The following is a 26,758-nucleotide window of genomic DNA, read 5'->3' as shown; positions in this document are numbered from 1 at the left end:
AAATTAGTGGGACAGAGGGACAGGTACATCGTCCCATTTGGGACAGGGAACCTGTCCCTGTGTCCCATTAGTTCATGTACCAAATTACTTTTGTTTGTACATATTGTTCAAAGGCTTCTAGGCCATTGTCTTTGCCGCCGAAGCCGGATTGTTTGAAGCCGCCAAATGGGGTGGTGATATCGCCCTCGCTAAAGCCGTTCACAGAAACGGTCCCAGCTTTAATAGCTCGTGCGACGCGCATTGTGCGTTGGACATTTTGGCTGTAAAAAGAAGCAGCCAAACCGTAAGAGGTGTTATTGGCAAGGGCAATCGCTTCTTCTTCCGTTTTGAAAGTGCTAACTGCTAAAATCGGACCGAAAACTTCCTGTTGAAACAAGGTCATTTCTGGGGTTACATTGTCAAAAATAGTCGGTTCGATGTACCAGCCGCTTCCCAGATCACCGCGAATGTTGCCGCCAGTAACTAAGCGGCCGCCTTCTTTAGGTGTGATGTCCAAGAACGATTTCACTTTCATAAAGTGTGCTTCTTCGACCATGGGACCGATGGCAACTGACTCATCCATGGGGTTACCTACTTTCCAGTCTGTTAAACCGGATGTTAATTTATCCAATAATTGATCTTTGATGGATTCATGTACGATTAAACGTGAACCGCAGCTGCAGTTTTCACTCATGTTCCAGAAGGCAGCAGATAGAATATGCGGAACTGCCGCATCCAAATCAGCGTCTTCAAACACCACTTGCGGGCTTTTGCCGCCGCACTCTAGGACAATTTCTTTGAGGTTGCTTTCTGCTGAGTACTTCAAGAAGTACCTGCCCACTTCAGTGGAACCCGTGAATGAGACAATGTCCACATCCATGTGCCTGCCCAATGGTTCTCCGACTTTCTCGCCCAAGCCGCATACCAGGCTTAAAGCGCCTTTAGGCACACCTGCTTCATAAGCAAGCTCAATCATCCGGAAAGCGCTAAGTGAAGTTAATTCAGCCGGTTTCACAATCACCGAGTTCCCTGCTGCTAAAGCAGGCGCCACTTTCCAAGCAAACATTTGCGCGGGAAAGTTCCAAGGCAGCACTGCTCCAACCACGCCAATAGGTTCAGTGACAATCAAGCCCAATGCATCGTGACCCGTCGGAGCCACTTTGCCAAAGATTTTATCAACGGCTTCAGCATACCAGTAAAATGTATCGATGGTTGCTGGCATGTCGGTATTCAAGCATTCGGTAATAGGTTTGCCGGCATCCACGCAATCCAACGCGGCCAGTTCTTCGCTGTGTTCTTCCAGTAACTGTGCCCAGCGAATCATCACTTTTTTGCGCTCGCCGGGGGATAAGTGGCTCCAAATACCAGATTCAAATGTATCTCTAGCCACCTTAACAGCTGCGTCAACATCTCGTGCGTCACCATCAGCAATATAGCCAATTAGACTGTTGTCGATGGGGGTGCGGTTTTCTAATTTGCCAGCTGTACTTGTATAACCATCAATTAAGTTGCCTGCCCATAGTTTGCCTTCTTCGGCGAGGGCAAAGACTTGTTCTTTTGTTACGGTCATTTGTCTCTCCTCCAGATTATTTTTTAAAGAAAGCCAGGAATTCTGCTTTTTCTTCTTCTGATATATCAGATAAAGGCAGGCGTACCGTACCAACCTCAATTTCACCCTTCAGGCAGCCAAGCTTGGCTTTTTGGTTGTAGTTGCCGGACTCCATTGAGTAAATAGCAGGGTAGATATCGGTCATGATTTGACGGGCTTTGTCCCAGTCACCAGCCTGCGCCGCATTGAACAGGGCTACCTGCTCCTCTGGGAACACATTACCTGCACCGGCAATCCAGCTTTTCGCCCCCCAGAAGAAAAAGTCCACGGGTTGATCATCACAGCCGCAAATCACTTCAAAATCTTCAAATGGGGTTTGCAGTAAGCGTAAAGCACGGCTAAAATCGCCGCTGCTTTCTTTAATTGCAACGATGTTCGGGTTTTTTGCGAGATGCACGACCGTGTCGTATTCAATTTCAATGCCAATGCGAGCAGGGAAGTTGTACATGATGATAGGTAAATCGGTTGCCGCAGCCACTGTTTCGTAATGGGCAATGACACCTGTTTGGTCAGGCAGGCTATAAGGAGTTGGCGCTAACATTAAGCCTTCATAGCCTAAATCTTTAGCTTGTTTGGCACGGTTAACCGCTCCTTCAGTTGATAAATCATTGATACCGGCGATCAAAGTAACGCGTCCTTTGGCGACTTCTGCAACGGTTTTTAAAACGCTTTCACGCTCTGCTTCGTTTAAGGCGTAATATTCGCCAGTGGTTCCACAGACCACCAAGCCAGTGACGCCTTTTTCGATAAAGGCTTTCGTCAATTGCTGCAGGGTTTCTACATCCAAGCTTTTGTCGTTTTTAAAAGGGGTAACTAAAGGAACCAAAATGCCATGAAAATTCATCTTCATTCTCCTCACATTTGTAATGTTATTTTGTAATAGATTAGTTGATATTGAAGTTTAGATTGAAGTGGTACTTCAATTATCTAGATATTAACACAGTGGATTTTCACTGTAAATAAAATTTTTAGAATATTTTATAAAAATCTCTCCTCAGATTAATTACAGTGCCACTTCAGTTCAATGTAAAAATTTTAATAGTACAATAATTATGGTTTGTGTGTTATCCTATCCATGCGCGCTCCTTTCATTAGGTCTACCAAACCTGATTGTAAGGAGTTTTATTATATTTTCGTGGCCCTGAATTTAACAAGTTAACCATTAAAATACACTTAATTTTTATGTAAAGGGAGTGGGGAAAAGTGAGCGATTTAATCGGAGTAAAAATAAAGAGTTTACGTAAAGAGAAGAGGTTAACATTAAAACAAATAGCCGATCGTACGAATCTTTCCATCAGCTTTATATCTCAAGTAGAACGTTCAAAATCATCGATCACGCTGGAATCGTTGAAAAAAATTTCTGAAGCACTTGGAGTTAATCCAAGCTACTTTTTTTCAGAAGCTGATAGGAAAGCCGAAACAAAGATTATGAGAAACGTAATTAGTATAACGAATACCCTTGATAACCAATTTTTTTACAAGGACTTATCGGGCAACATTGGAAATCCACAATTTAATCCTATATTAGTCTTGCTTAATCCAGGCGCTAATCGAGAGGATTCATATTCCCATTCGGGGCAGGAATTTCTTTACGTTCTAGAAGGAAAGCTTACTGTCCTAATTGACAACGAGGAACACGAATTGAATCCCTTTGACTGTATTTTCCTAAATTCCACAACCCCCCACAACTGGATGAATAAAACCGATTCGATCGTGAAATTCCTTTGTATTTCTAGTGTTCCTGTATAGCACGCTGGCACTGTTGAAATTAGAATTTCTCGACCATAGAAGGTCTGCTTAAATAAAGGTAATTAACGATGTTTTTTATTTGGAAAGGGAATTTGAACTTCATAAAGCGAATGAAGGACATTTTGGAGGCTGCTGGAGTTTTAGAAAGTTAATTTGTGAAAAAGGAAAAACGATGTGAGCCAGGCTAAATCGCCTGGCTTTTTGTGTTTTCTAGCAATACAAAATGTCGAACCTCTTTATTTAGTAATCTTTTGATCTTTTAGATTACTAGTTTCTATTTGCTCCAAAATTTGATATTTGGAGCCGGAAAAAATGATCAAACTAAGTTCCTTTAATGTAGTAAAACTTTACGTACATAAAATTATGCACAAATTATAAGAATATTACACTTATTCTGAAACGAATATCAATATAAAATTTTAACAAAAGCACTAATTTTTTATTACAAAGGGGGAAAAAAATGAGTATTATCGATGTTTCTGTCATTGTCCTGTATCTGTTAGTCATTGCCCTGGTTGGAGTTCTTGGAGCAAGAAGAGCTAAAACATCCGAAGATTACATCATCGCTGGACGGAATTTGAATTTTCCTATGTATTTCGGATGCTTAGCTGCTCTGACTCTTGGCGGCGCTGCCACCATTGGGACTGCAAAGCTAGGGTACCAATCCGGGATGTCAGGCATTTGGTTTGTTACTTCGCAAGGAATTGGACTAGCGCTTATTGGGGTTTTTCTAGCAAAAAAAATCTTTCAATTAAAAGTGTTAACGATTAGTGAAATGCTCGAAAATCGTTTTGGGGTAGAAGCCCGGCTGATTAGTTCCTTGGTTTCGGCTACTTATACCACGATGCTGACAGTCACTCAGATTATTGCAATTGGAAGCGTTTTAAATGTATGGGTTGGCTGGAATTTCACCATCTCTGCTTTGGTAGCAGGCGGAATTGTCTTATTCTATACCGTGCTTGGCGGCATGTGGTCTGTAACAATGACAGATATTGTTCAGTTTGCGGTGATGACTATTGGGATATTCTTTGTGATGTTGCCGATGAGTCTTGGCAAAGCCGGCGGATGGGAAGGATTGCACGCTAGTGTGCCCGCAGACTATTTTAATCTAAGTACATCAGGCGGAATTGATATTTTTAAAAGCATTTTGCTTTACGCTTTAGGGATTATCGTCGGTCAGGATGTATGGCAGCGTGTTTTCACTGCTCGCTCCTTAAAAGTTTCCCGTCTAGGTGCGTTTGCAGCAGGCGGATATTCCCTCTTGTATGCTGTTGCTGTTGCGATTATCGGAATGTGCGCGTTTGTCGTGATTCCCAATTTGGACACACCGCAGAATGCGTTTGCCAGTATGGCGGTAACAACACTTCCACCAGGAGTATTGGGGCTCGTATTGGCCGGGGTGCTATCTGCGCTAATGTCTACCGCGTCAGGAACATTGATTGCTTCTTCCACCTTACTAGTAAATGATGTTATTAAGCGTTTTATCAAACCTGACATGAATGAAAAGCAGTTTTTACGGACTTCTAGATTAACTACTCTAAGTATTGGTGTATTTTCAATGATTTGTGCACTCTGGATTCAAGATGTCCTTGTCGCATTGGATATTGCATTTGCCATTCTTTCGGGTGCTCTTTTCTTCCCAATCATTTTCTCCTTCTTTTGGAAAAGAGTCACGTCAAAGGCCGTCTTTTTTTCCATACTAATCAGTACGATCGCCATTGTAATTGGTCTAATTACAGAAGGAACGACATCTATTGTTCCCATCTTGTACGGTCTTGTGGCCAGCCTAGTAACCATTTTATTCATAACCTTTCTATCTAAACCAACAACAGGTCCTATCATGCAGAAAACAGATACTCGTCAAAATAGAGATGTGGTTTAGGCAGCACGGAGAGGGTTCTCATGCTTCTTTCAATAAATGATAACCTTGTCAAATAATCAGGGACCGGGCGGTTTTTGCCCGGTTTTTCTTATTGATGCAATCACATTAGCTATAACAACTTCAAGAAAATGGAATTTGGTGCCTGACACCAACTGTTAATAATAGGAAGATCGACTGCTGCCTCTATCGCTGGGTTTTAGTGGATTTTTTTTCGGTTGACCTTAAAATAGTCTACAAAAGAGTAAAAATTCCGACTATAAAGTTATTTCTTCAGGCTGGATAATAAAATTACAAACTAAAAGGGGGAAGGGAAATGCAGCGACCGCTTGAAAAGATTCGAGTGTTAGATTTTACGAGAGTACTAGCCGGACCGTATTGTACGATGATGTTGGCCGATATGGGTGCGGAAGTGATTAAAATAGAAAAGCCTGGACATGGGGATGATACGAGACACTTTGGTCCGTTTCAAAATGAAGAAAGCGGTTACTTTATCTATCTAAACCGGGGGAAAAAAAGTATGGCCCTGGATTTAAAAAATCCACATGCTATTGAAGCGATCAAAGAGTTAGTCAAACAATCGGATGTAGTCGTCGAAAATTTTCGACCTGGTGTCATGAAAAAATTGGGGCTTGATTATGAAAGTTTAAAAGAATGCAATCCGGGAATCATTTACGCCTCTATTTCCGGCTTCGGGCAATATGGTCCCTACAGTCAAAGACCAGCCTATGACCTTGTGGCCCAAGCCATGGGCGGGATGACCAGCATTACAGGCCATCCGGAAAATCCGCCGACCCGCTCCGGTGCCTCATTAGGGGACATGAGTGCGGCGCTTTATGCCGCATATGGTATCATGGCAGCCTTATTCCATAGAGAACGCACAGGAGAAGGACAATTAATCGACGTTGCCATGGTAGACAGCATTTTTGCTCTTTTAGAAAGCAATGTCATGCGTTATACGGTCGATCAGATTGTTCCAGAGCGGATTGGCAGCCGTCATCCGATCAGCTCGCCGTTTGATATTTTTAAAGCCAAAGACGGCTTTGTGGTGATTGCGGTGGCAAACGATTCTTTATTCAACAAATTAGCAGCCGTCATGCAGCAGCCGGAACTGGCTGAGGACCCGAGGTTTAACACAGATCCCTTACGAACTAAAAACGAAACTGAGCTGAAGGCCATTATTGAAACCTGGCTGAACAGCTACAGCGTGGAAGAAGCAGTCAAGCTTGTTTCCGAAGCGGGAGTTCCATGTTCACCTATTTTAACCATCGAAGACATTTGTGAAGATGAGCATACAAACGCAAGGGAAATGCTCATTGAAGTCGAACATCCAGTTGCCGGCCCAATTAAAATCCCGGGCAACCCTGTGAAGCTTTCGCGCACGCCTGCGGTTATAAAAGAAGCGTCCCCGTCGCTTGGCGAGCATACCGAAGCGATCTTAAAAGATGTGTTGAAATGGGAATCTGCTAGATTACAGGCTTTAGAAGGACAGAAAGTATAACGAATCCATTTATTTTGTAAAAAGTGAAATTGAAATATTTTTAGCAAAGCGAATACAGAAATAGCAAACTATTTAAAAAAGGAGAGACTTAAATCATGAATTTCGAATTAACAGATGAACAACAAAGTATAAGGGCCATGGTAAGAGATTTCAGCCGGGAGGTCCTGCTACCAACCGCGGCTGAGCTTGACGAACAGAACCGATTCCCGACAGAACATATGCCCAAACTGGCAGAACTTGGCTTAATGGGGATTGCCTATCCCGAACAAGACGGAGGAGTCGGTGCGGATTCTATTGCTGAAGCGATTGCGGTAGAAGAAATTACCTATGCCTGCGCGGCAACAGGGTCGATTTTAACCGCGCATTATTTAGGAATCGATGGCCTGTTTTTAGCAGCTGACGAAGAGCAGCGGCAAAAATACCTGGTCCCAGGCTGTACCGGTGAAAAGCTGTTCGCCTTTGGCTTGACAGAGCCAAACGGCGGCACGGATGTCGGCTCCATGAAAACAAACGCCAAATTGGACGGCAATGAATATGTCCTCAATGGCACGAAGCATTTCATTACCAACGGCGCCGAAGCAGACATTTTGGTAGTCTATGCCAAAACCGATACCGCTGCTGGAACGAAAGGAATTAGCGCGTTTATTGTCGAAAAAGGTACACCAGGACTTACATACGGAGCAGGAGACGACAAAATGGGGATCCGGGGTGCTCGTACCCATGAAGTGATTTTTGAAAACTGCCGAATTCCGAAAGAAAACCGGGTCGGAAAAGAAGGTGAAGGCTTTAAGATTGCGATGCAGGTCGTTGACCGCGGCCGGATTGGAATAGCGGCAATGGCTGTAGGACTATCGCAGGCAGCACTCGACCAAGCCGTATCTTATGCAAAAGAAAGAATCGCCTTCAACAAGCCAATCGCGCAATACCAAGGCTTACAGTGGATGCTCGCAGAAATGGAAGCAGATGTGGAAACGGTCCGAATGTATACGTACTACGCAGCCAGTCTGAAGGACCGTAAAGGCTATCGTATTTCAAAAGAAGCGGCAATTGCCAAGCTGATGGCCTCCGAAGCCTCGCACCGTGTGGTCCATAAAGCAGTGCAAATCCATGGCGGCTTCGGCTATATGAAGGAATATCCAGTGGAGCGGATGTACCGCGATCAGCGGATTTTGGAAATTTTTGAAGGAACTTCACAAGTTCAAAAGATGGTCATTGCCGGCCACTTGTTAAAATAATTGTTTCAAAAAATAGGGCTGGCTCGCGGAAGTTTACCTGTACCACGAACAGCCCGGTTCCAATAAGCCAATTAAGGGGCGGTTGTCACACCGAAATAGGTCAAATCATTGATAAACCAACATTTATAGAGGGAGGAAATACAATGGTGGCAATTAATGAAACAAAGCGAGTGATTAAAGCGCCGACAGGGACGGAGCTTTCTTGTAAAGGCTGGGTGCAAGAAGCGGCACTGCGGATGCTGATGAACAATTTAGATCCTGAGGTAGCGGAAAATCCGGACGAGCTTGTTGTGTATGGCGGGATTGGCAAGGCCGCGAGAAACTGGGAGTGCTTTGATGCGATCGTCGAATCCTTAAAGAAACTTGAAAATGATGAAACCCTGTTAATTCAATCCGGCAAGCCGGTTGGTGTATTTCGGACACACGAAATGGCGCCAAGAGTGTTAATCGCCAATTCCAATCTTGTCCCGGCATGGGCAAACTGGGATCACTTCTATGAATTAGAAGAAAAGGGTTTGATGATGTACGGGCAGATGACGGCCGGAAGCTGGATCTATATCGGAGCCCAAGGGATCTTACAGGGAACGTATTTAAGCTTTGTAGAGGCTGGGAAAAAAGCATTCGGTACGCCCGATTTAAGCGGCCGGTTTATTTTAACCGGAGGGATGGGCGGCATGAGCGGGGCCCAGCCGCTTGCAGGAAAAATGGCGAAAGGTGTCATCCTGGTAGTGGAGGTCGACCGTCAGCGAATTGAACGGAAAATCAAAGAGGGCTACTGTGATTACCTATGCGAAAGTCTTGATGAGGCCCTTGCGATGGTAAAAGAGTTTACCGAAAAAAGGGAGCCAGCGTCAATCGGACTTGTTGGCAATTGCGCTGACATCTATCCAGAACTGGTGAAACGCGGCATTATCCCGGACATCGTTACCGACCAAACGAGCGCCCATGATCCGATAAATGGTTATGTGCCACATGGCATGAGCTATGAAGAAGCACTGGCATTAAGGAAAGACCACCCGAAAGCCTACGAACAAAAAGCGATGGAGTCGATGGCTGTTCATGTTCAAGCGATGCTTGATTTGCAAAAAGCCGGAGCGGAAACGTTCGATTATGGCAATAACATCCGTGCTTATGCGCAAAAAATGGGCGTCAAAGATGCATTTGATTTTCCCGGCTTCGTTCCGGCCTATCTTCGCCCATTGTTCTGTGAAGGCAAAGGCCCGTTCCGCTGGGCAGCATTGTCAGGAAATCCTGAGGATATTTACAAAACTGATCAAGTGGCGCTTGAAATGTTTGGGCACGATCCTGCCCTTGTGAACTGGATTGAAATGGCCCAGAAAATGGTGAAATGGCAGGGGCTGCCGGCAAGGATCTGCTGGCTGGGCTACGGAGAGCGGCATAAATTTGCCTTAAAAATTAATGAAATGGTGGCTAGCGGTGAATTGAGTGCACCGATTGTGTTTGGGCGTGATCATTTGGATTGTGGTTCGGTGGCTTCGCCAAATCGTGAAACCGAAGCGATGCGGGATGGCAGTGATGCGATCGCTGATTGGCCGATTCTAAATGCCTTGATTAATACGTGCGGCGGCGCCAGCTGGGTAAGTATTCACCATGGAGGCGGTGTTGGCATGGGATACTCGCAGCATGCTGGACAGGTGCTTGTTGCAGATGGCACCGCGGAGGCAGCGCAGCGGATTGAACGGGTATTGGTTTCCGACCCTGGAATGGGGGTTATTCGCCACGCTGATGCGGGCTATGATAAAGCGATCAAGGTGGCAAAAGAGCGGGGTGTCCGCATTCCGATGCTTGAGCAATAAGAGGTATCAATCGTACGAAGGGAATAGGGAACCCCTCTATTCCCTTCGTCGAAAAAAGGAGGAAGAAGGATGTTAAAATTATTCGTGCTGCTGAAGCGCACGTTCGATACAGAGGAAAAAATCGTCGTTCAACAGGGGGAAATTGATCCGGGTGACGCTAAGTATATTATCAATCCATATGATGAGTATGCCATTGAAGAGGCATTGCTTCTACGTGAAAAGCATGGGGGAGAAGTGACGGTTGTGACGGTCGGATCAGAGGACGCGGAAACTGAGCTGCGGACGGCCCTTGCGATGGGCTGTGATAAGGCGGTTTTAATTGAATATGAAGAGGAGCTGGATCCACACATCAGTGCGAAAATTTTAGCGGCCTATTTTCAGGACAAACAAGCGGATCTCATTATGGCTGGGAATGCTTCTGTTGATCACGCTACTGGTCAGGTGGGGCCGCGTACAGCTGAGTTACTACATATCCCGTACGTGACAACGGTAACGGGCCTTGAATTAAATGGAACAAAGGTTACGGTTCAGCGCGATGTCGAGGGGGATACAGAAGTGATTGAGACGTCTTTGCCGCTGCTCGTTACGGCCCAGCAAGGACTAAACGAACCGCGTTATCCATCCTTACCGGGAATTATGAAGGCCAAGAAAAAGCCGCTAGACACACTGGAACTAGATGATATCGATTTAGACGAAGAGGAGCTTGCGAAGAGTATTCAGAAGGTACGGACTTTTTTACCTCCGGAAAAAGAAGAGGGATACGTGCTCCAAGGCGAACTGGCTGATCAAGTAAAAGAGCTTGTTTCTATTCTTTATCATGAAAAGAAAGTCATTTAAAGAGGAGGCTGGATGATGAAAAAAGTACTCGTGGTCGGGGAAGTTCGAAATGGTTCCTTAAGGAAGGTAACGTTTGAAGCGATTGCGGCAGCTGCCGCCGTGGCTGAAGGAGGGGAGATTGTCGGGCTGTTAATCGGGGGTAGACAGCAGGAAATGGCTGAAGAAATGATTCATTTCGGTGCAGACCGTGTTCTGCTTGCCGAGAATGAACAGCTTGACAGCTATACATCTGACGGTTATGGTCAAGCACTGCTGCAAATAATTGAGCAGGAACAGCCGGAAGCAATTGTATTTGGTCATACCTCATTAGGAAAGGATTTGTCGCCAAAAATCGCTGCCCGGTTGGATGCTGGATTACTTTCAGACGTCATCCATATCGCGGTAACAGACGGTCAAATCATTTGTACCCGTCCCATCTATGCTGGGAAAGCCTTTGAAGAAAAACATATAATCGATGGGCCTGTCCTGCTGTCGATTCGCCCTAATAATATCGCTGTCCTTAATAAAGATCAGACAAGACAAGGAGCGATCCAGTCGGTTAAAGTAGAGATAAAGAATTTACGTACATTTGTCAAAGAGGTTATCAGAAAGGCTGTGACAGGGGTGGACCTGTCCGAAGCTAAAATTATTATTTCGGGCGGCCGCGGTGTAAAAGGAGCCGAGGGCTTTAAGCTGCTTCAAGAGCTAGCGGATGTGCTTGGCGGTGCAGTCGGTGCATCCCGCGGTGCTTGTGATGCTGAGTACTGCGATTATTCCTTGCAAATCGGGCAAACGGGAAAAGTGGTAACACCTGATCTTTACATTGCTTGCGGTATTTCAGGTGCGATTCAGCATGTAGCGGGGATGTCCAATTCCAAAGTAGTTGTGGCCATTAATAAAGATCCGGAAGCCAATATTTTTTCAATAGCGGATTTTGGTATTGTCGGTGACCTATTTGAAGTACTGCCCCTGTTAACAAAAGAATTTAAACAAATCATCGAAACATCCGAAGCAGTAGTCAGTTAATAAGATAGTAACGGCGGAAGGAGGCATCACAGGTTTGAAAACGTATTCCTCACCAATCGGTAAAGAGCTTTCGTGCAAAAGCTGGGAGACGGAGGCTTTACTTCGATTATTAATGAACAGCTTAGATCCCCGGGTAGCCGAAAATAATCAACAATTGATCGTCTACGGGGGAACAGGGAAAGCAGCGCGTAACAAGCAGATGCTCGAGGTGATTATTAAGGAGCTAAAGCAGCTGGAACCCGATTGGACATTATTAATTCAATCAGGAAAACCAGTTGCCTCTTTCCGCACCTTCCCATTTTTCCCGCGGGTCGTCTCCTCCTCGTCGATGGTGGTGCCAAGCTGGGCTACATGGAAGGAGTTCTCATGCTTAGAGGAAAAAGGGCTCACCATGTATGGACAAGCAACCGCAGCCTCCTGGGCCTATATCGGGGTCCAGGGTGTCCTGCAGGCAACATTTGAAACCATGAGTGAAGTGGCCATAAGGAATTTTGGCGGCTCTCTCAAAGGGAAAATTGTCCTTACATCTGGCTTAGGCGGTATGGGTTCGGCCCAGCCACTTTCGGTTACAATGAACGGCGGTGTTGCTATCGTCGTAGAAATCGATGAGAAAAAGATTAAAAGGCGGCTGCTCAATAATTATTGTGACATCCTTGTACATTCCATCGATGAAGCCCTTTCACTTGCTGAGGAAGCGGCAAAGCATGAAAGACCGCTGGCCATTGCGCTTCTTGGGAATGCAGCTGATGTTTACAGTGAGTTGATTGGGCGCGGCGTGACGCCCGACGTGGTAACCGATCAAACAGCGGCACATGACCTGCTCCACGGCTATATACCAAGTGGTGTCACGTTGGATCAGGCGCAATTTTTACGTCATAAAAAGCCAGAAAAATATGTCGAGTTAGCCTCAAAAACAATCGTTACCCATGTACAGGCAATGAATGTGTTTAAGGAGCGCGGCGCGGTGGTGTTTGATTACGGCAACAACATCCGCGGCCAGGCGCTGAAGGCTGGCTATCAAGAAGCGTTTCAATTTCCAGGGTTTATTTCTGAATATTTACGGCCGCTTTATTGTGAAGGGCGCGGTCCGTGCCGCTGGATTGCCTTATCGGGCGACCCTAGTGATATTTATAAAATTGATGAAGTCATATTATCTGAGTTTCGCAGTGATGAGCGGATATGCCGCTGGATTCGTTATGTCCAGGACAAAATCTATTTCTACGGCTTGCCGGCACGTACATGCTGGCTCAACTACAAAGAGCGTGATCAATTAGGCGAAATCATTAATCACATGGTCGCTTCAGGACAGCTGTCAGCACCGATCGCCATCACACGGGACCATTCGGAAGGCAGCACGATGTCAGCTCCAACCCGGGAAACAGAGGGGATGATGGACGGCAGCGATGCGGTGGCGGATTGGCCGATTCTAACGGGGTTGTTAAACACCTGTGCCGGGGCGTCTATGGTCAGCATCCAGCATGGCGGGGGTGTCGGCATCGGCAACTCGATCCATTCCGGTATGACCGCAGTGGCAGACGGAAGTATAGAGGCGTTTGAAAAATTAAAGCGTCTGTTAAAAATTGATCCCGGCTTAAATATCATCCGCCACGCTGACGCCGGCTACCCGACTGCGAAAAAGATGCTGGAAACCTACGGGATTAATAAACCGCTTTAAAATCAACTCTTCTTGTTAGGGAGTGTTTTAAAAATGGCTCATACACTAGTTATTATTTCAAACGATGAAACAGCCATTGGGCTGATTGAATCTGTCAACATAGAGTACAAATTTCACTTTAACGTGAAAGTATATGATGCCGCGGGTGATTGGGTAAATAGACTGAGACAAAACCCCTGCCCGGTTCTGCTCCTTGATATGGATCAGCTGGACCGCTCCATCCTGGGGAGGAAACTCGCTGACTATACGATTGTTCTTAAATCGGAATTTACCATTCAGGAACAACGGATATTTTTTAAGAAGGGTGCGTTTGATTGCCTTACCAAATCCACGGACAAAACAAGTCTTTACTATTTGCTTCATGAAGTAAAAGCGGCAATGGCGAAAGAGGATAATAGTGATCGCAAAGCCAGGCTAGCAAAAGAATGTCTTATTTCGTTAAAAAGCCATCTCGCTTACGATTTAATTTTTGGCAATGTGAAAAATTCGAAGGAAATATGGGATCGCAGCAAGTGGGCCGGCTTATCAGTTGTTCCGAATACAGCGATGATTCTTCATATTGATGAATTTTTTCGCTTGACCAAAAACAAAAGCAAGCTTTGGGAGCAAACAATCCGGAATGAGATTATTGCGGCGATTCAAACGTTTCGGGATTTAGAGATTCGGGACATTTTGCCCGTCATTACCGCGGCTGACAAAATTACTGTGCTGCTGTCGATTCCATTGCGCAGCAGTCAGGAGGAATACAAGCAGTTAGCCGTCTCTTATGCAGAAAGAATGAAGCAGCATCTTAATGAAAAAACAGGATATACCGTTACCATAGGGATCGGCAGCTATTATGAGGACGCCCGCAATTTACATGTTTCCTATCAAGAAGCGTTACAGGCCCAAACCTATAAGTTTTTTTCTGGGACGAATGCGATTTTACATATAGCCGATATTCAGCCGTTTGAAAACGAGACCGCTTTACTGCCGAATAGTGAAATTGAAACGGTGGCAAGTAAGCTGACGGTTGGTGACTTTACCGGTGTCAAGGAAAGCCTTGAAAAGGTGTGGAATACTGTATTTACGCAGCAGAATGTCGACCCCGAGGTTCTTAAACTGCAAATTCTGGATTTGTTAACGACTTTAGCCAGGTCAGCCATTAATGGCGGGGCAAAGCCGCAGGATATTATTTCGATTCATCTTGAGTATGCCCGTGATTTACTGATGGTCGAGAATACGAGCCAAATGAAAAAGTGGTTCCAAGAGGCGATCAAACAGCTTCTGGAGCGTGCATTCCTAGACTATAACGAAGAAACGCTTAAATCCGTCCAAAAAGCGATTGCCTTTATTGAACACCATTACATTGAAAATATTTCCTTGGAACAAGTAGCCAGCCATGTACATCTAAGTCCCAACTACTTTAGTAATCTGTTTAAAAAAACAACCGGTTCTTCCTTTATTGAATATATTACCAATCTCCGCGTTGATAAAGCAAAATCTATGCTGATGGACCTAGACCTAACCATTTACCAGATCGCCAGCGCCGTCGGTTACCAAGATGCCCGTTACTTCAGCCGCGTCTTCAAAGCCATCTCCGGCAAAACCCCAAGCAAATACCGAAACTCCCTGCTCGGATCACAAGGGTAGATGGGGATGCGGGGTCAGACCCCACTCAGTTAAAGTTTACCGCGTTAAAGAGTGTAATAGAAGTCGGCGAATCTGGGTCAGACCGGAAATGCACAAAAGCTGCCGTAATTGGCAGCTTTCAATAGGAACGAACTACTTTATACGACAATGTAGCACCGACAGAACGATCACCTGCGGGGACGAACTTAATGATTAGACTTTGATTGATTAACCATTGAATGATAATCTTCTTGCCCAATAACCCCAAACAGCCTGCAAAGGTAAGCACTTACTATAATTTTCTTTCTAATTCGTTTAGACAAATACATCCAAATCAACTTCCTTTATTTTTATTATATTTAAGTTTTTACAAAATGTTTCCTTTATGCAAAAAAATTCCCCTGAAAAACAATGTTGCTCTCGTTAAAAAGTGGGACGCCTTTAGCAGTCCTCCTTCTCCTTTTTTATTATCTATCCATTTCTTTTCTGTATAATAGGGTAAAAAGGGGCCAGAAGGGAGAGGTGAAATTTGAAGCAGAAAAGATTTACATTTGTCGTTCCCATCATGATTATCGTTATGGTTGTAGCACTTTGGATGCTCAATGATGGGTATTCAGATATACAATTTGGCACTAGACTCATTATTGCAATCGGAGCGGGGCTATTCTCAGGAGTCATATCCTATTTTCTTTTTCCAGAGAACGAAGGGAAGAAGCGGCCTTAATTGGGGGCAGACCCCCACTCAGCTAAAGTTTAACGCATTAAATTGTTACAGACCTTCACTCACAGGAATCGACATTGTTTATCCCAGAAACAACGCTAACGTACTGTATTGTTGCGGGCTGGAGCCACTTTCAAATAAACGTTTGTTTGACTGACAAAATTTTTAGCTGCATTCCATATAAAACCCTTTAGCAGTGCGTAATTTGGCATTTTTAAATAAACGTTTGTTTGGTTGACATCCTTGAGAAATTTGTAGAACTGCTTCCGTTTATTTTTTGGGTGATTTTGCGAGTTTTATATCTTGGATTATATACGCGATATTTTTGGTTTATTTTTAAAAAAGTAGCCGTTCGTCCGCTTGGCACGATGGTTACTTTTTTTGTTTGCGACGATAAGGAGAACATCATGGGCAAATTTTTCTCCCAGTCATTCATCCTTCCTCTATCACCAACTCCCAGACCCGCTGTTCTACTATTCTCGTAATTCTAATTTTTTCGAAATGTATGTTTTGAAAAATGCTATAATATTAGTTGGTAAATCAAGTGTTGGCTTGAATATTTTTCAGAAATAATCATCTTAATAGTGTGTTTTTTAGCAGCGGGGTACTGTAATGACAAGAGTTTCTTTACGAATGAAGATATTTATTTTTTCATTTATTTTAGTGGTTTTTTCCGTTATGACAAGCGGTTGGCTCATGATCCTTAATATTTCCACTGCATTTGAAAAAGAGCTTGGGGCACGCGCGATAGCGATTGCGCGAACCGTTGCTCAGCTGCCTGATATCAAAACAAATGTCGGGAAAAATGGCGGAGCAAGAATTATTCAGCCAATGGCTGAGAGGGTGCGGTTAGCGACGAATGTTGATTATATAGTTGTTTTTGATATGGATCGGATTCGCTATTCTCACCCTTCCGAAAGCAAGTTAGGTACACCCTTTGAAGGCGGGGATGAATTACCTTCATTATCGGAGCATGAATATATTTCAAAGGCTCAGGGGGTTTTAGGCTATGCGATTCGCGCATTTGTACCAATTATGAATGCAGAAGGAGTAAAACAGGTTGGTGTTGTGACGGTTGGGATTATGTCTCCCACCCTTCAAAGTCTTATTTTGGAATATCAGAAGGACATGTTTATTTCATTGTTTTGGGGATTGTTAATCGGTCTTATCGGTTCCTTTTTTATCGCGAATCATCTAAAAAAACAAACGCTCAATCTGGAACCTTATGAAATTGCCCGCTTAGTGGAAGAACGTTCGAGTATGATGCAGTCGATGGATATCGGCATCTTGGCAACCGATGATAAAGGGAATATAACGTTTATGAATCGGTTGGCTATTCAATATACAAATTTTTTCGGGGAATCGATAAATATTTCCGAGCTATTTCCGGAAACATGGCTGGGCAAGCAATTTTCTATAAGTAAGGAAGTCGTTTACCGTCCTTTGCTTTGCCGGAAAGTGATGTACTTAGTTAAAATATACCCCATAAATGTGAATGGACGTCCTGTCGGTTCGTTAATCATGATGACGGATCGCAAGGAAGCCAACATGCTCGCAGAAGAATTAACGGGGATTAAAACACTTGTGGATGCCTTGCGCTCCCAAAACCATGAATATATGAATAAACTGCACAGTATTGCCGGATTGATTCAATTAGAACGATCGGATGAGGCCTTAAGTATGATTGTTGATGAGATTTCAGATGAACAAACCGTTATACAGTTTTTAAAAGATCATATTTCTGACTACTCCGTTCTTGGTCTTCTTTTGGGGAAAAGATCGCGGGCCAAAGAACTAGGGATTTCATTGATCATCAATGAAAAATCCTGTTTATTGGAAGTGATAAATGGATTTTCAAGCGGGGACCTGGTCACGGTGATCGGGAACTTATTGGATAATGCGATGGAAGCCTGTTTAATACGCGAGCAACGTATCGTCCATCTTTTACTCCAGGGAAATGCAACATTTCTATATATTGAGGTTCGGGATAATGGAAGCGGTTTACCGGAAGATGCGGAGAAAATTTTTGAATACGGATATAGCACCAAACAGAAAGAAGGCAGAGGAATTGGTTTGGCATTAGTTAAACAAATTGTGGAATCAAATAAAGGGAAAATTTCAGCTAAAACAGAACCTGATGGTGGAACGATCTTTTCAATAAAAGTGGGAGAGGGAATCGACAATGAATAAAATTTCTGTATTTATCGTTGAGGATGAACCAATTGTATTAGAGGTAAATATAGGGTTTTTGGAAAAAATGGACGAGTTCTCTCTTATTGGAATGTCTACATCCGGAAAAGATGCCCTGGAAAAAATAAAAAAGCTAAAGCCAAAGCTTGTCTTGCTAGATATGTTTTTGCCAGATATTTCGGGGTTGGATGTATTGGTCCAACTAAGAACGGAACGAATTCCTTCTGACATTATTATGATTACTGCCGCTCGTGATGCAGGTACGATCCAGGAAGTGATGCGGTTGGGAGCCATTGATTATTTGGTAAAACCTTTTCGTTTGCAACGATTCCAACAATCACTTCAAAATTACTGTAAAATGGTGGGCAAAATCGAATCACTTCAGATGTTAAATCAAGAGGATATTGATAAATGGCTGGGGAATTCAGAAAATGGAATTGATTTGCCAAAAGGCTTGAATGAATTTACCATGAAACAAATTTTGCTTGGTTTAGGGTCTGCGGAACCCCCGATAACGGCAGAACAATTAGGACAAAACTTAGGAATGGCCAGAGTAACAGTTAGGAAATATTTAGATTTCCTAGCTGGTAAAGATAAGGTACAAATAGAATTGCAATATGGGAATGTGGGGAGGCCGACGAAGTATTATTCATTAAAATAGGTACCAAACAAAGAGTTGTTCACAAATAGTGTAACAGCTTTTTGTTTGTGAAAAATCATTTTTGGAAATGGAAGTTTTTCCAAAGAGATACCATAAAGACCAAAAAGTTCAATAAATACATAATATTTTAAAAATAAAAATAGTCGATATAATGAGAATATCTTATTTGTCGATTAATTTGGAGGAAGAAATTGTACACCAAGTCTAGTTTAAAATTAATCGGATTATTATTGGTTTTCATGCTAATTGGCTGCGAATCCACTCAGTACCCTAAGGATTATGAGCAATTAGGTGAAGATGAACGAATTGTTATTCGATTTTCCCATGTAGTAGGTGAAGATACGCCAAAAGGTTTGGCAGCACGAAAGTTTGCTCAGCTGGTCAAGGATAGAAGCAATGGCTATGTTGAAGTTCAGGTTTTCCCAAATGGGTTTCTTTATAAAGATGGCGAAGAAATGGAAGCGCTTTTGCAAGGGGATGTGCAAATGATTGCCCCTGCAACATCAAAAGTGACTGAACTTATTCCCGAATGGTCTGTCATTGATCTGCCTTTTGCGTTCAACAGTTATGAAGAAGTGCATAAATATATTGCCAGCCCTGTTGGGAAAGGGCTTTCATCTAAATTTGACGATCACGGGCTTCTGATGCTGGGCATGTGGGACAACGGCTTTAAACAGATCAGCAATCGTGATCATCCCATCCTTAAACCGGCTGATCTACATAATCTAAAAATAAGAATCATGCCAAGCGAAATTTTAGAAAAGCAATTTATCAGCCTGGGAGCCATTCCTCAGAAAATTGATTTTAATACGGTTTTTACACACTTGGAAAAAAGTGATATTGATGGGCAGGAAAACACACTTTCCAATATTACAAGTAAAAATCTCCATTATCATCAAAATTATTTAACCATAAGCGATCATGGTTATCTGGGCTATTTATTGTTAATGAATAAAGAGTTTTGGGATAAGCTTCCCCAAAGTATTCAGATTTTAATTAAAGATACATTAAAGGAAGTAAGCGAATGGGAAATGGAACAGGCAAAGAAAACAAATGGTGAAAAACTGGCAGAACTAGAAGACTGTCAATGTATCGATATTTATCGTCTTTCAGATGAGGAAAAACAAGCGTGGGAAAAGGATTTTAAGCCGATATATGACTATTTTACCGTAAAGTATGGTGAAAAATATATAAAGGCTTTGCCTAAATATAAAGAATAATAATTTCAGTAATAAGGTTATTGTAATGGAATTTTACATGGATCAGGGGAAAGCCAAGTCGGATTCTATTACCCTAGTAACTTTTATTATATAAGTTTTTTAGTCAAAACAAAGGGGGAAAACGAAATGAAAAAGGTCATGTTAATTAGCATGATTAGTTTATTTTTATTGGTTGCCACAGCCTGTTCAGGTGGTTCCGGCAAGAAAACGACTGCAACCAAAGATGATCCGATTGTCATTAAATTTTCGCATGTTACATCGATTGATAGTGTAAAAGGAAAAGCGGCTGAACGTTTTGCTGAGTTAGTAAAAGAAAAGACGGAGGGAAAGGCAAAGGTAGAAGTCTACCCATCCTCGCAGTTATATGGAGATAATGATGAACTGGATGCCCTTGTATCTGGAAATGTTCATATGATTGCTCCGTCTGTTACAAAAATGGTTAAATTAGATCCTCGCTGGCAGTATGTCGACATGCCTTACTTATTTAAAGATCAAGAGCATGTGCACAAGTTTTTCAATAGCGACGTTGCCAAAACGCTCTTAAACAGCGATAAATTAGCGGCTAACGATGTTATGGGGATTGCCTTCTGGGAAAATGGCTTTAAGCATTTTACAAATAATAAACGTCCATTGAAAAAACCAGAGGACTTCAAGGGTATTAAGTTCCGTGCTCAAGCGGGAAAAGTGTTGGAAGCTCAATTTAAAGCTCTTGGTGCTGGAAGTGCTACTATTGCTTTCGGTGAAACATATGCAGCGTTACAACAAGGTACCGTAGATGGACAAGAAAATACGTACAATAATATTGATACACAGAAATATCAGGAAGTACAAAAATATATGTCATTAAGTGAACATGGCCGCTTGGATTACGCCGTGTTTGTTAATAAGACATTCTGGGATGGCATGCCGGAAGATATTCGTACAAAAGTGGAAGAAGCAATGAAAGAGGCAACAGAGCTTGAATGGAAGCTTGCAGGAGAAGAAAATGAAAAGAGCTTAGAAAATATTAAAAACTCCGGTAAAGTGGAGGTTATTTCTTTAACTGATGATGAAAAAGCAGCTTTGGCTAAAGCTTTACAACCGGTTTACGATGAGTTTGGAGATACAATTACGTCTGAGCTGATTGATGGCATTCGCAATCTAAAATAAGGACTTATGAGTGTCGATCAAGTCTTTTGATCGACACTCATTCTTTTCATTACGAAAAATTTTATGAAAGAAGGGGTGCATCATGAAGGGGTTAAAAAGAATTTGGAACTTCATTGAAGAGCTTTCCGCCGGTACATTCTTTTTTGCCGGAATTTCGCTCATTTTCTATGGCGTTATTATGCGGTATATCTTTAACGAACCAAAGGCTTGGGTTGAAGAGATTGTCAGGTATTTAATCATTTGGGGATCTTTCATCGGATTTGCGATTGCGTTGAGATATAACCATCATATTCAGGTGGATATTTTGTACGACAAGCTTTCGAAAGGTGCGAAACGTATCGTAGATTTATTTGCCACAATTGTATGTATTTTGTTTTGTTTTGCTTTTACGTATTACGGATTGATTCTTGTCGAAGCCAGATATTCTTCTGGAATGGTTTCATTAGATGTCGGCATTCCGATGTGGATCGTCTATTTAATATTACCGATATCTGGAATCTTATTTTTATTGCGATTTATTGAGCGATTCGTGAACCAATTGCGCGGGCAGGAGGAAAACTATGATAATCCTATTACTTAGCGTTTTCTTTCTATTGATGATTCTTCGGGTGCCGATTGCGATTAGCTTGGCAACATCGACAATGGTCGTATTGATGCTGACTGATTTTAACATGAACATGCTGCCGCAAAGGATCTTCACGGCACTTGATTCGTTCCCGATGATGGCGATTCCGGGGTTCGTTCTGGCAGGGGTCCTGCTTGCCCGTGGAGGAATATCAAAATATTTGATTGAGGCATTACGATCGTGGGTTGGACATTTGCCGGGGGGCTTATCCGTCGTTACGATTTTGGCCTGTATGATTTTTGCGGCCATTTCCGGTTCAAGTCCGGCAACTGCTGCTGCAATTGGTTCCATTATGATTCCGGCGATGGTGAATGCCGGATACGATAAGAAATATTCTATGGGTCTAGTGGCTGCCGCCGGTACACTTGGGATTTTAATTCCACCAAGCATTCCGTTAATTATTTATGGGATTACAGCAGAGGAATCGATTGGAAAGTTATTTATGGCCGGTGTCATCCCTGGTTTATTACTTGGAGGGGTACTCATTGCTTCCGCCATTTTTTATGCGAAGCGAAAAGGTTATGGACTTGGCGAGAAGGCCTCATGGAGTGAGCGGGGAAGAAAGTCTTTAAAAGCCATTTGGGGGGCATTTCTGCCATTCTTAATTCTTGGCAGTATTTATAGCGGTGTCGTCACACCAACGGAGTCTGCAGTTATAGCTGTATTTTATGGAATTATTGTTTCTGCTTTTATTTACCGGGAGCTTCATTGGAAGGATATTCGCCCGATCATAATTGAGTCGATTAATATTACGGCCATGATTTTCTTGATTATCGGAGCTGCAAGCTTGTTTGGTCTATATTTAACAAATGCCCAAATCCCCCATCAAATTGGTTCATGGATTGCTGACAGTGAAGTCAATAAATGGATATTTATGATCATTGTCAATATCCTGTTCTTTGCAATGGGAATGTTCTTAGAGGCAGTATCTATTATTCTTATTACTCTGCCAATCTTGCTACCAATGCTTAAACATTTCGATATCAATTTGATTCACTTTGCCATTATTATGACGATTAATATGGAATTAGGCATGATCACACCGCCGGTTGGACTAAACCTGTTCGTCGTAAGTGGGATTGCCAAAGAAAAACTCGGCAATGTCGTAAGGGGAGTCATCCCGTTTATTGTCTTAATGATTATCGTCCTCATATTCGTGATCATCGTCCCTGGATTATCACTTTGGCTGCCGGATAGAATGCAATAAAGTGAAACCTCAAAGAACGAGTAAAAGTGAAAAAAACCTACTGATGTATATTGGTAGGTTTTTCTGTTGCTAAGTTTAGGGGGAGGGAAATGTCCTTCATAAGTTCATTGAGTTCTGCTTTCGTACCATAAAAGAAAGGACCATTACTTAAGACATCTTTATTGTCAGCCATACTGATACACCATGTTTGTATAGAACAGTAGGATATGCGTCCAGAAAAAAACATTCGTGCCTAAAGACAACGAATGCCCTTTTTTAAAATGGAAATCTGAATCTAAGATGAAGAGAGAACAAAACATTAGCAGAGAAGATAGTAGAAGAATATTAACATATCAGTCACTCAGAAGTGTGTAGCAAGTCTAGAAAAATTCAATAAAGTCAAATGCTAAGTTAAGGAAAAATAAAGTATGGATCGCGGCGAAAATAACTCCTTGTTTTGACCATTTATTCATGGGTACCACTCCTTTTGTTATTTTTATTATAACACTTTGTCACAAAATGTTCAAAAATAATTTCCGAGGGATGTTGATTTTTTTACCATATTAGTATATAAGAACGGAATCAGTCACCCGTCCTAGTAAAGTTTTACCGAAATGAGGGTCAGTCCCAATGATAAATTCCAAATTTCTACATGTAAATTTGGGCGTTTCTATTATTTAATAATAAGGACATCCATCTCCGCTTTTTTCATTACCTTTTCACTGACACTACCCTCTAGCAGTTTTTGGAGCGCTCCTTTTCCGCTATTCCCCACAATAATTAAATCCACATCTTGTTCCGAGGCAAACTCACATAAGTCATCATTAACAGGTTTGCCGTCTAATGACTCAAATTCGGCAGGTACCCCTTGACTCATTAAAAATGACTTCGCATGATCCAAAATCGTACTGTGCCGGCTGGTTTCTAGAATTTCCGGGGGAAGTTCATTCTCAGGCAGGGGGATTGGAGATGGGTTCATTCCTCCATTTATACTTGGTACGACAGGATAAGTATAATTATAAGCGGTCATATTGTTTATGTGCTGTTCAATAACATGAGCAACTGTAATTTTACAGTCACGGTTCAGTGCATAGAATTGTGCGGCTCTTTCCAATGCTTTCATACTGTCTTCGGAATTATCAAAACCTATAAGAATATGATTATACATGTTCATCTTCCTTTCGTTTTAAGATTATAGAATTTATACCCTTTTTTCTTTTGAATAAAACTCGAGTGCCTGTAGTCTAACCCCTAAATCCTTGTGCCTGGTACCGCCCGCAATACGACCGAATAAATAGAAGCTGCCCCTAATTACACAAAGTAATTAGCGGCTGTTCGCTTATATCGAAGTGATTTGGAGTTTCACTTATATTATTTCGGTCGAACCGGTTTAATGAAGGATTCGAAGGGGAATTACATGGCGAGGAGGGATACCATGAAAAAATTCAATTTTATTTTAGCCGTTATTTTACTAGTATTAATGGCAGCCGGATGCAGCTCTAATGCTGACAATGAAAAAACTGCTGAAAATCAAAAGGGAACAACTGAAACCCAAACAGACAATAAACAGCAAGAGAGTCAAAGTGATGAAGAAATTTCAAACGGCAGTGCAAAGGTGATTACTGTGTTAGACAATTTAAAAACGAACTTGGAAACGAAAGCGGAAAACTCGGAGTTAATTCAAACAACCGGAAAAGAGCTGGAAGAAAGCTGGGATTCCATAGAAAAGAAGGTAGAGGAAAACTATCCGGAAGACTATAAAAAGATTGAAGAAAGTTTATATCCGCTCATTAGTGAAGCTAAAAAAGACAAGCCTGATATCGCAGCAATAGAGAAATTAATGAATGAAACAAAGGGAAAAATGGAGGCATTTAAAGAAAAAATAGAATCATAAATTTGGAGTTTCAGTACCTGTTACAAGAAAAAGAGGGGGCCAGAGTAAACCGAAATATAGCCAACCATCATCCTGACGGTAAAGGCTGCATGAGAAGTGTTGACAGCACTTCTCTTTTTTACTATATATCCCTTATAAATAATTTCTGCGGTTTTGAATACGTATTGACTGAACAGCCCGCATACCGCACAATCTATATATAGAACAAACCATTGTGATTATAGGAGTTTAACTTATGGAAATGCAGAATGTGATTGCGTTACTTGTTGCGCTTATTACTATCTTAAATATATTATTCGCTATTGTGGTTATTTTTGTAGAGAGAAGAGACGTCAGCTCTACCTGGGCCTGGCTGATGGTCTTGTTTTTTCTCCCGATTGTCGGCTTTTTTGTCTACATCTTTCTAGGCCGGCAGCTGAAGCAAAGAAATTTTTATCAGCTTGCAGAGGAAGAACGAAATTTTTTAAATGACGCTGTAAATATACAGCTCGAGCAGCTGACAAGTTCTGATTTTAACGAAAAGCCGTTGCTTAAGGAGCATGCCGATCTGATTACGATGAACATGAAGTCATCGAACGCCTTACTGACGGATGACAATGAAGTTACCATTTTTCAGCATGGGAGAGATAAATTCGAGTCGTTATTCGAAGATATTCAGAATGCCAAGAAGGAGATTAATCTCGAGTATTACATCATTCAGCGTGATTCTCTGGGGAAGAGGCTGCGGGATGAATTGACAAAGAAAGCGAAGGAAGGTGTCCGGGTTCGGGTTCTCTATGATGAAGTGGGCTCAAGGAGGATGGACCGTTCTTTTTTCAAAGAGCTGATAGACAGCGGCGGCGAGGTAGAGGTGTTTTTTCCTTCGTTTCTAAAATTAATCAACTTCCGTTTTAATACACGGAACCACCGGAAGCTCTGCATCATTGATGGAGAGATGGCCTATATTGGCGGGTTCAATATTGGGAATGAATATTTAGGACTCAATAAGAAATTTGGAAATTGGCGTGATACGCATCTGAAAATTACCGGCGATGCGGTGACACATATTCAAGGCCGATTTGTATTGGATTGGAAACAGGCCACAAAGCAAGAAATCATTGATTACGAGGCGTATTCAATCTCGGAAGAGCGGAATAACGGGAGCAGCGCGATTCAGATTATTTCAAGCGGCCCCAACTCGATGACTGAACATTTGAAAAATATGTACTTGAAGCTCATTATGTCGGCCAAGAGGAGTGTGTATATTCAAACCCCTTATTTTGTTCCGGACTCAAGCTTTATGGATGTTTGTAAAATGGCTCTGCTTTCTGGAGTGGATGTACGGATTATGATTCCGAATAAGCCGGATCATCCTTTTGTCCGCTGGGCGAACCTTGCCTATGCGGGCGAACTGCTGCCTTATGGTGCCAAGATTTTGTTATACGATAATGGGTTTTTACATGCGAAATCGATTGTAGTCGATCAGGAAGTAGCCTCTGTTGGCACAACCAATATTGATCTCCGGAGCTTTAGGCTTAACTTTGAAGTAAATGCCTTGATTTATGACGAGAAGATTGCGCGAAACCTCTATGATTTGTTCTTAGAAGATAGTCAAGATAGTGTGGAGCTGACTTTGGAACAGTATAAAGAACGATCTGGGACGGTTCGATTTAAAGAATCCATCTCCCGTCTGCTTTCTCCGATTTTATAGGGGAGACGGGAGTTGTACCAGGTGCCAACCACCCTCCTTCTCATACGTGTTACGAGAGGGACAAGGTTCCTGTCCCTCTGTCCCTCTTAAAATGGGACAAGGAACCTGTCCCCATGTCCCTAAGGTCTGTAATCCACATCAACCTTATCCTTTTCTTGATAAGGTGCCAGCATAAATGCTGCTTTAAAGATGGTATCTCCTTTATTGATCAAATAGTGGACCTTTTTTGGTTCGACGTGAATAAAATCGCCTTTTTTACAATAGAAAATCTCCTTGTCAATGTGAATCTCCAGTTCGCCCTCTAATATATAGAAGTTCTCCTCCATAATGTTATGATAATGTGCGGGAAAGTCCTGTCCCGGCTGCAGCACAACCACTCCAAAGTTCATTCTCGGACCTCTTAGAAGATACTTGGGCCCGCTGTCACCAAAGCGATATTCTCTTTCATTCTCGTTAAGAACAGTCATGTTGATTCCTCTCCTTTGCATACTTGATCCCGTATTAACGGGCAGTAAAACCCCCACT

The 26,758-nt window shown here is 42.5% G+C and carries 22 protein-coding genes; 18 read left to right on the top strand and 4 right to left on the bottom strand.

What is annotated here, in order from left to right; genetic code table 11:
- Positions 1 to 67 precede the first annotated feature (67 nt).
- Both A6749_RS09950 and dapA read right to left on the bottom strand, forming a co-directional pair.
- A complete protein-coding gene (locus A6749_RS09950) occupies positions 68 to 1,549 on the bottom strand; it encodes an aldehyde dehydrogenase (protein ID WP_066388830.1) in 1,482 nt (493 codons plus the stop codon).
- 16 nt (positions 1,550 to 1,565) lie between these two features.
- On the bottom strand, positions 1,566 to 2,432 hold the full coding sequence (gene dapA / locus A6749_RS09945) for a 4-hydroxy-tetrahydrodipicolinate synthase (protein WP_066388829.1): 867 nt from the start codon (positions 2,430 to 2,432) through the stop codon (positions 1,566 to 1,568).
- Positions 2,433 to 2,791: 359 nt separating this feature from the next.
- On the opposite strand from dapA, the gene A6749_RS09940 reads away from it, so the two are divergent.
- From A6749_RS09940 to A6749_RS09865, 16 genes are all read left to right on the top strand, one after another.
- Positions 2,792 to 3,337: a helix-turn-helix domain-containing protein gene (locus A6749_RS09940; RefSeq protein WP_066388828.1), complete on the top strand. Its 546-nt coding sequence runs from the start codon at positions 2,792 to 2,794 to the stop codon at positions 3,335 to 3,337.
- Between the two features lie 460 nt (positions 3,338 to 3,797).
- Complete coding sequence (locus A6749_RS09935) at positions 3,798 to 5,219, top strand: sodium:solute symporter family protein (protein ID WP_066388827.1); 1,422 nt, start codon at positions 3,798 to 3,800, stop codon at positions 5,217 to 5,219.
- Positions 5,220 to 5,532: 313 nt separating this feature from the next.
- Positions 5,533 to 6,717, top strand: a complete 1,185-nt coding sequence (locus tag A6749_RS09930; protein ID WP_066388825.1) for a CaiB/BaiF CoA transferase family protein — start codon at positions 5,533 to 5,535, stop codon at positions 6,715 to 6,717.
- 95 nt (positions 6,718 to 6,812) lie between these two features.
- A complete protein-coding gene (locus tag A6749_RS09925; protein WP_066388823.1) occupies positions 6,813 to 7,952 on the top strand; it encodes an acyl-CoA dehydrogenase family protein in 1,140 nt (379 codons plus the stop codon).
- A 152-nt stretch (positions 7,953 to 8,104) separates the two neighbouring features.
- Positions 8,105 to 9,769, top strand: coding sequence for a urocanate hydratase (gene hutU, locus A6749_RS09920; RefSeq protein WP_164745765.1), 1,665 nt, complete (start codon positions 8,105 to 8,107; stop codon positions 9,767 to 9,769).
- A 69-nt stretch (positions 9,770 to 9,838) separates the two neighbouring features.
- Complete coding sequence (locus A6749_RS09915; protein WP_066388819.1) at positions 9,839 to 10,606, top strand: electron transfer flavoprotein subunit beta/FixA family protein; 768 nt, start codon at positions 9,839 to 9,841, stop codon at positions 10,604 to 10,606.
- 12 nt (positions 10,607 to 10,618) lie between these two features.
- The gene (locus A6749_RS09910) at positions 10,619 to 11,611 is read left to right on the top strand and encodes an electron transfer flavoprotein subunit alpha/FixB family protein (protein ID WP_066388818.1); all 993 of its coding nucleotides are present in this window, start codon (positions 10,619 to 10,621) and stop codon (positions 11,609 to 11,611) included.
- 25 nt (positions 11,612 to 11,636) lie between these two features.
- Positions 11,637 to 13,286, top strand: coding sequence for a urocanate hydratase (hutU, locus tag A6749_RS09905; protein WP_066388812.1), 1,650 nt, complete (start codon positions 11,637 to 11,639; stop codon positions 13,284 to 13,286).
- Positions 13,287 to 13,319: 33 nt separating this feature from the next.
- Complete coding sequence (locus A6749_RS09900) at positions 13,320 to 14,918, top strand: helix-turn-helix domain-containing protein (protein WP_066388808.1); 1,599 nt, start codon at positions 13,320 to 13,322, stop codon at positions 14,916 to 14,918.
- A gap of 508 nt (positions 14,919 to 15,426) precedes the next feature.
- Positions 15,427 to 15,621 (top strand): histidine kinase, encoded by a 195-nt coding sequence (locus A6749_RS09895; RefSeq protein ID WP_236719649.1) that lies wholly within the window; start codon positions 15,427 to 15,429, stop codon positions 15,619 to 15,621.
- Between the two features lie 609 nt (positions 15,622 to 16,230).
- Positions 16,231 to 17,808, top strand: a complete 1,578-nt coding sequence (locus A6749_RS09890; protein ID WP_066388802.1) for an ATP-binding protein — start codon at positions 16,231 to 16,233, stop codon at positions 17,806 to 17,808.
- A complete protein-coding gene (locus A6749_RS09885) occupies positions 17,801 to 18,469 on the top strand; it encodes a response regulator (protein ID WP_066388798.1) in 669 nt (222 codons plus the stop codon). The genes A6749_RS09890 and A6749_RS09885 overlap by 8 nt, the downstream gene beginning before the upstream one ends.
- A 191-nt stretch (positions 18,470 to 18,660) precedes the next feature.
- Entirely contained in the window at positions 18,661 to 19,689 is a 1,029-nt protein-coding gene (locus A6749_RS09880) for a DctP family TRAP transporter solute-binding subunit (protein ID WP_236719648.1), read from the top strand.
- A 126-nt stretch (positions 19,690 to 19,815) separates the two neighbouring features.
- Positions 19,816 to 20,838, top strand: a complete 1,023-nt coding sequence (locus A6749_RS09875; RefSeq protein WP_066388794.1) for a TRAP transporter substrate-binding protein — start codon at positions 19,816 to 19,818, stop codon at positions 20,836 to 20,838.
- An 82-nt stretch (positions 20,839 to 20,920) separates the two neighbouring features.
- Positions 20,921 to 21,418, top strand: coding sequence for a TRAP transporter small permease (locus A6749_RS09870; protein WP_066388792.1), 498 nt, complete (start codon positions 20,921 to 20,923; stop codon positions 21,416 to 21,418).
- Positions 21,399 to 22,670 (top strand): TRAP transporter large permease, encoded by a 1,272-nt coding sequence (locus tag A6749_RS09865; RefSeq protein ID WP_066388790.1) that lies wholly within the window; start codon positions 21,399 to 21,401, stop codon positions 22,668 to 22,670. Before A6749_RS09870 ends, A6749_RS09865 begins: the two co-directional genes overlap by 20 nt.
- 652 nt (positions 22,671 to 23,322) lie before the next feature.
- Here the strand turns inward: A6749_RS09865 and A6749_RS09860 are convergent.
- Positions 23,323 to 23,817, bottom strand: a complete 495-nt coding sequence (locus A6749_RS09860; protein WP_066388787.1) for a universal stress protein — start codon at positions 23,815 to 23,817, stop codon at positions 23,323 to 23,325.
- A 267-nt stretch (positions 23,818 to 24,084) separates the two neighbouring features.
- Here A6749_RS09860 and A6749_RS09855 point away from each other — a divergent pair, with 267 nt between their 5' ends.
- On the top strand, positions 24,085 to 24,543 hold the full coding sequence (locus tag A6749_RS09855; RefSeq protein ID WP_066388783.1) for a hypothetical protein: 459 nt from the start codon (positions 24,085 to 24,087) through the stop codon (positions 24,541 to 24,543).
- A 235-nt stretch (positions 24,544 to 24,778) separates the two neighbouring features.
- Positions 24,779 to 26,233 (top strand): cardiolipin synthase, encoded by a 1,455-nt coding sequence (gene cls / locus A6749_RS09850; RefSeq protein WP_066388774.1) that lies wholly within the window; start codon positions 24,779 to 24,781, stop codon positions 26,231 to 26,233.
- Between the two features lie 119 nt (positions 26,234 to 26,352).
- On the opposite strand, the gene A6749_RS09845 is transcribed toward cls, so the two are convergent.
- Positions 26,353 to 26,700: a cupin domain-containing protein gene (locus tag A6749_RS09845; RefSeq protein ID WP_066388764.1), complete on the bottom strand. Its 348-nt coding sequence runs from the start codon at positions 26,698 to 26,700 to the stop codon at positions 26,353 to 26,355.
- Between the last annotated feature and the right edge of the window lie 58 nt (positions 26,701 to 26,758).

This window comes from Neobacillus mesonae (assembly GCF_001636315.1).
GTDB lineage: Bacteria > Bacillota > Bacilli > Bacillales > Cytobacillaceae > Neobacillus > Neobacillus mesonae.
The sequence above is the reverse complement of the archived record's forward strand: the minus strand, read 5'-3'. Positions and strand labels throughout refer to the sequence as shown.

What these genes read in the sequence shown, in the direction of transcription:
- A6749_RS09950 (WP_066388830.1), bottom strand. Translation starts at nt 1,549, where the DNA reads ATGACCGTAACAAAAGAACAAGTCTTTGCCCTCGCCGAAGAAGGCAAA.
- dapA (WP_066388829.1), bottom strand. Translation starts at nt 2,432, where the DNA reads ATGAATTTTCATGGCATTTTGGTTCCTTTAGTTACCCCTTTTAAAAAC.
- A6749_RS09935 (WP_066388827.1), top strand. Translation starts at nt 3,798, where the DNA reads ATGAGTATTATCGATGTTTCTGTCATTGTCCTGTATCTGTTAGTCATT.
- A6749_RS09930 (WP_066388825.1), top strand. Translation starts at nt 5,533, where the DNA reads ATGCAGCGACCGCTTGAAAAGATTCGAGTGTTAGATTTTACGAGAGTA.
- A6749_RS09925 (WP_066388823.1), top strand. Translation starts at nt 6,813, where the DNA reads ATGAATTTCGAATTAACAGATGAACAACAAAGTATAAGGGCCATGGTA.
- A6749_RS09915 (WP_066388819.1), top strand. Translation starts at nt 9,839, where the DNA reads ATGTTAAAATTATTCGTGCTGCTGAAGCGCACGTTCGATACAGAGGAA.
- A6749_RS09910 (WP_066388818.1), top strand. Translation starts at nt 10,619, where the DNA reads ATGATGAAAAAAGTACTCGTGGTCGGGGAAGTTCGAAATGGTTCCTTA.
- A6749_RS09900 (WP_066388808.1), top strand. Translation starts at nt 13,320, where the DNA reads ATGGCTCATACACTAGTTATTATTTCAAACGATGAAACAGCCATTGGG.
- A6749_RS09890 (WP_066388802.1), top strand. Translation starts at nt 16,231, where the DNA reads ATGACAAGAGTTTCTTTACGAATGAAGATATTTATTTTTTCATTTATT.
- A6749_RS09885 (WP_066388798.1), top strand. Translation starts at nt 17,801, where the DNA reads ATGAATAAAATTTCTGTATTTATCGTTGAGGATGAACCAATTGTATTA.
- A6749_RS09875 (WP_066388794.1), top strand. Translation starts at nt 19,816, where the DNA reads ATGAAAAAGGTCATGTTAATTAGCATGATTAGTTTATTTTTATTGGTT.
- A6749_RS09870 (WP_066388792.1), top strand. Translation starts at nt 20,921, where the DNA reads ATGAAGGGGTTAAAAAGAATTTGGAACTTCATTGAAGAGCTTTCCGCC.
- A6749_RS09865 (WP_066388790.1), top strand. Translation starts at nt 21,399, where the DNA reads ATGATAATCCTATTACTTAGCGTTTTCTTTCTATTGATGATTCTTCGG.
- A6749_RS09860 (WP_066388787.1), bottom strand. Translation starts at nt 23,817, where the DNA reads ATGTATAATCATATTCTTATAGGTTTTGATAATTCCGAAGACAGTATG.
- A6749_RS09855 (WP_066388783.1), top strand. Translation starts at nt 24,085, where the DNA reads ATGAAAAAATTCAATTTTATTTTAGCCGTTATTTTACTAGTATTAATG.
- cls (WP_066388774.1), top strand. Translation starts at nt 24,779, where the DNA reads ATGGAAATGCAGAATGTGATTGCGTTACTTGTTGCGCTTATTACTATC.
- A6749_RS09845 (WP_066388764.1), bottom strand. Translation starts at nt 26,700, where the DNA reads ATGACTGTTCTTAACGAGAATGAAAGAGAATATCGCTTTGGTGACAGC.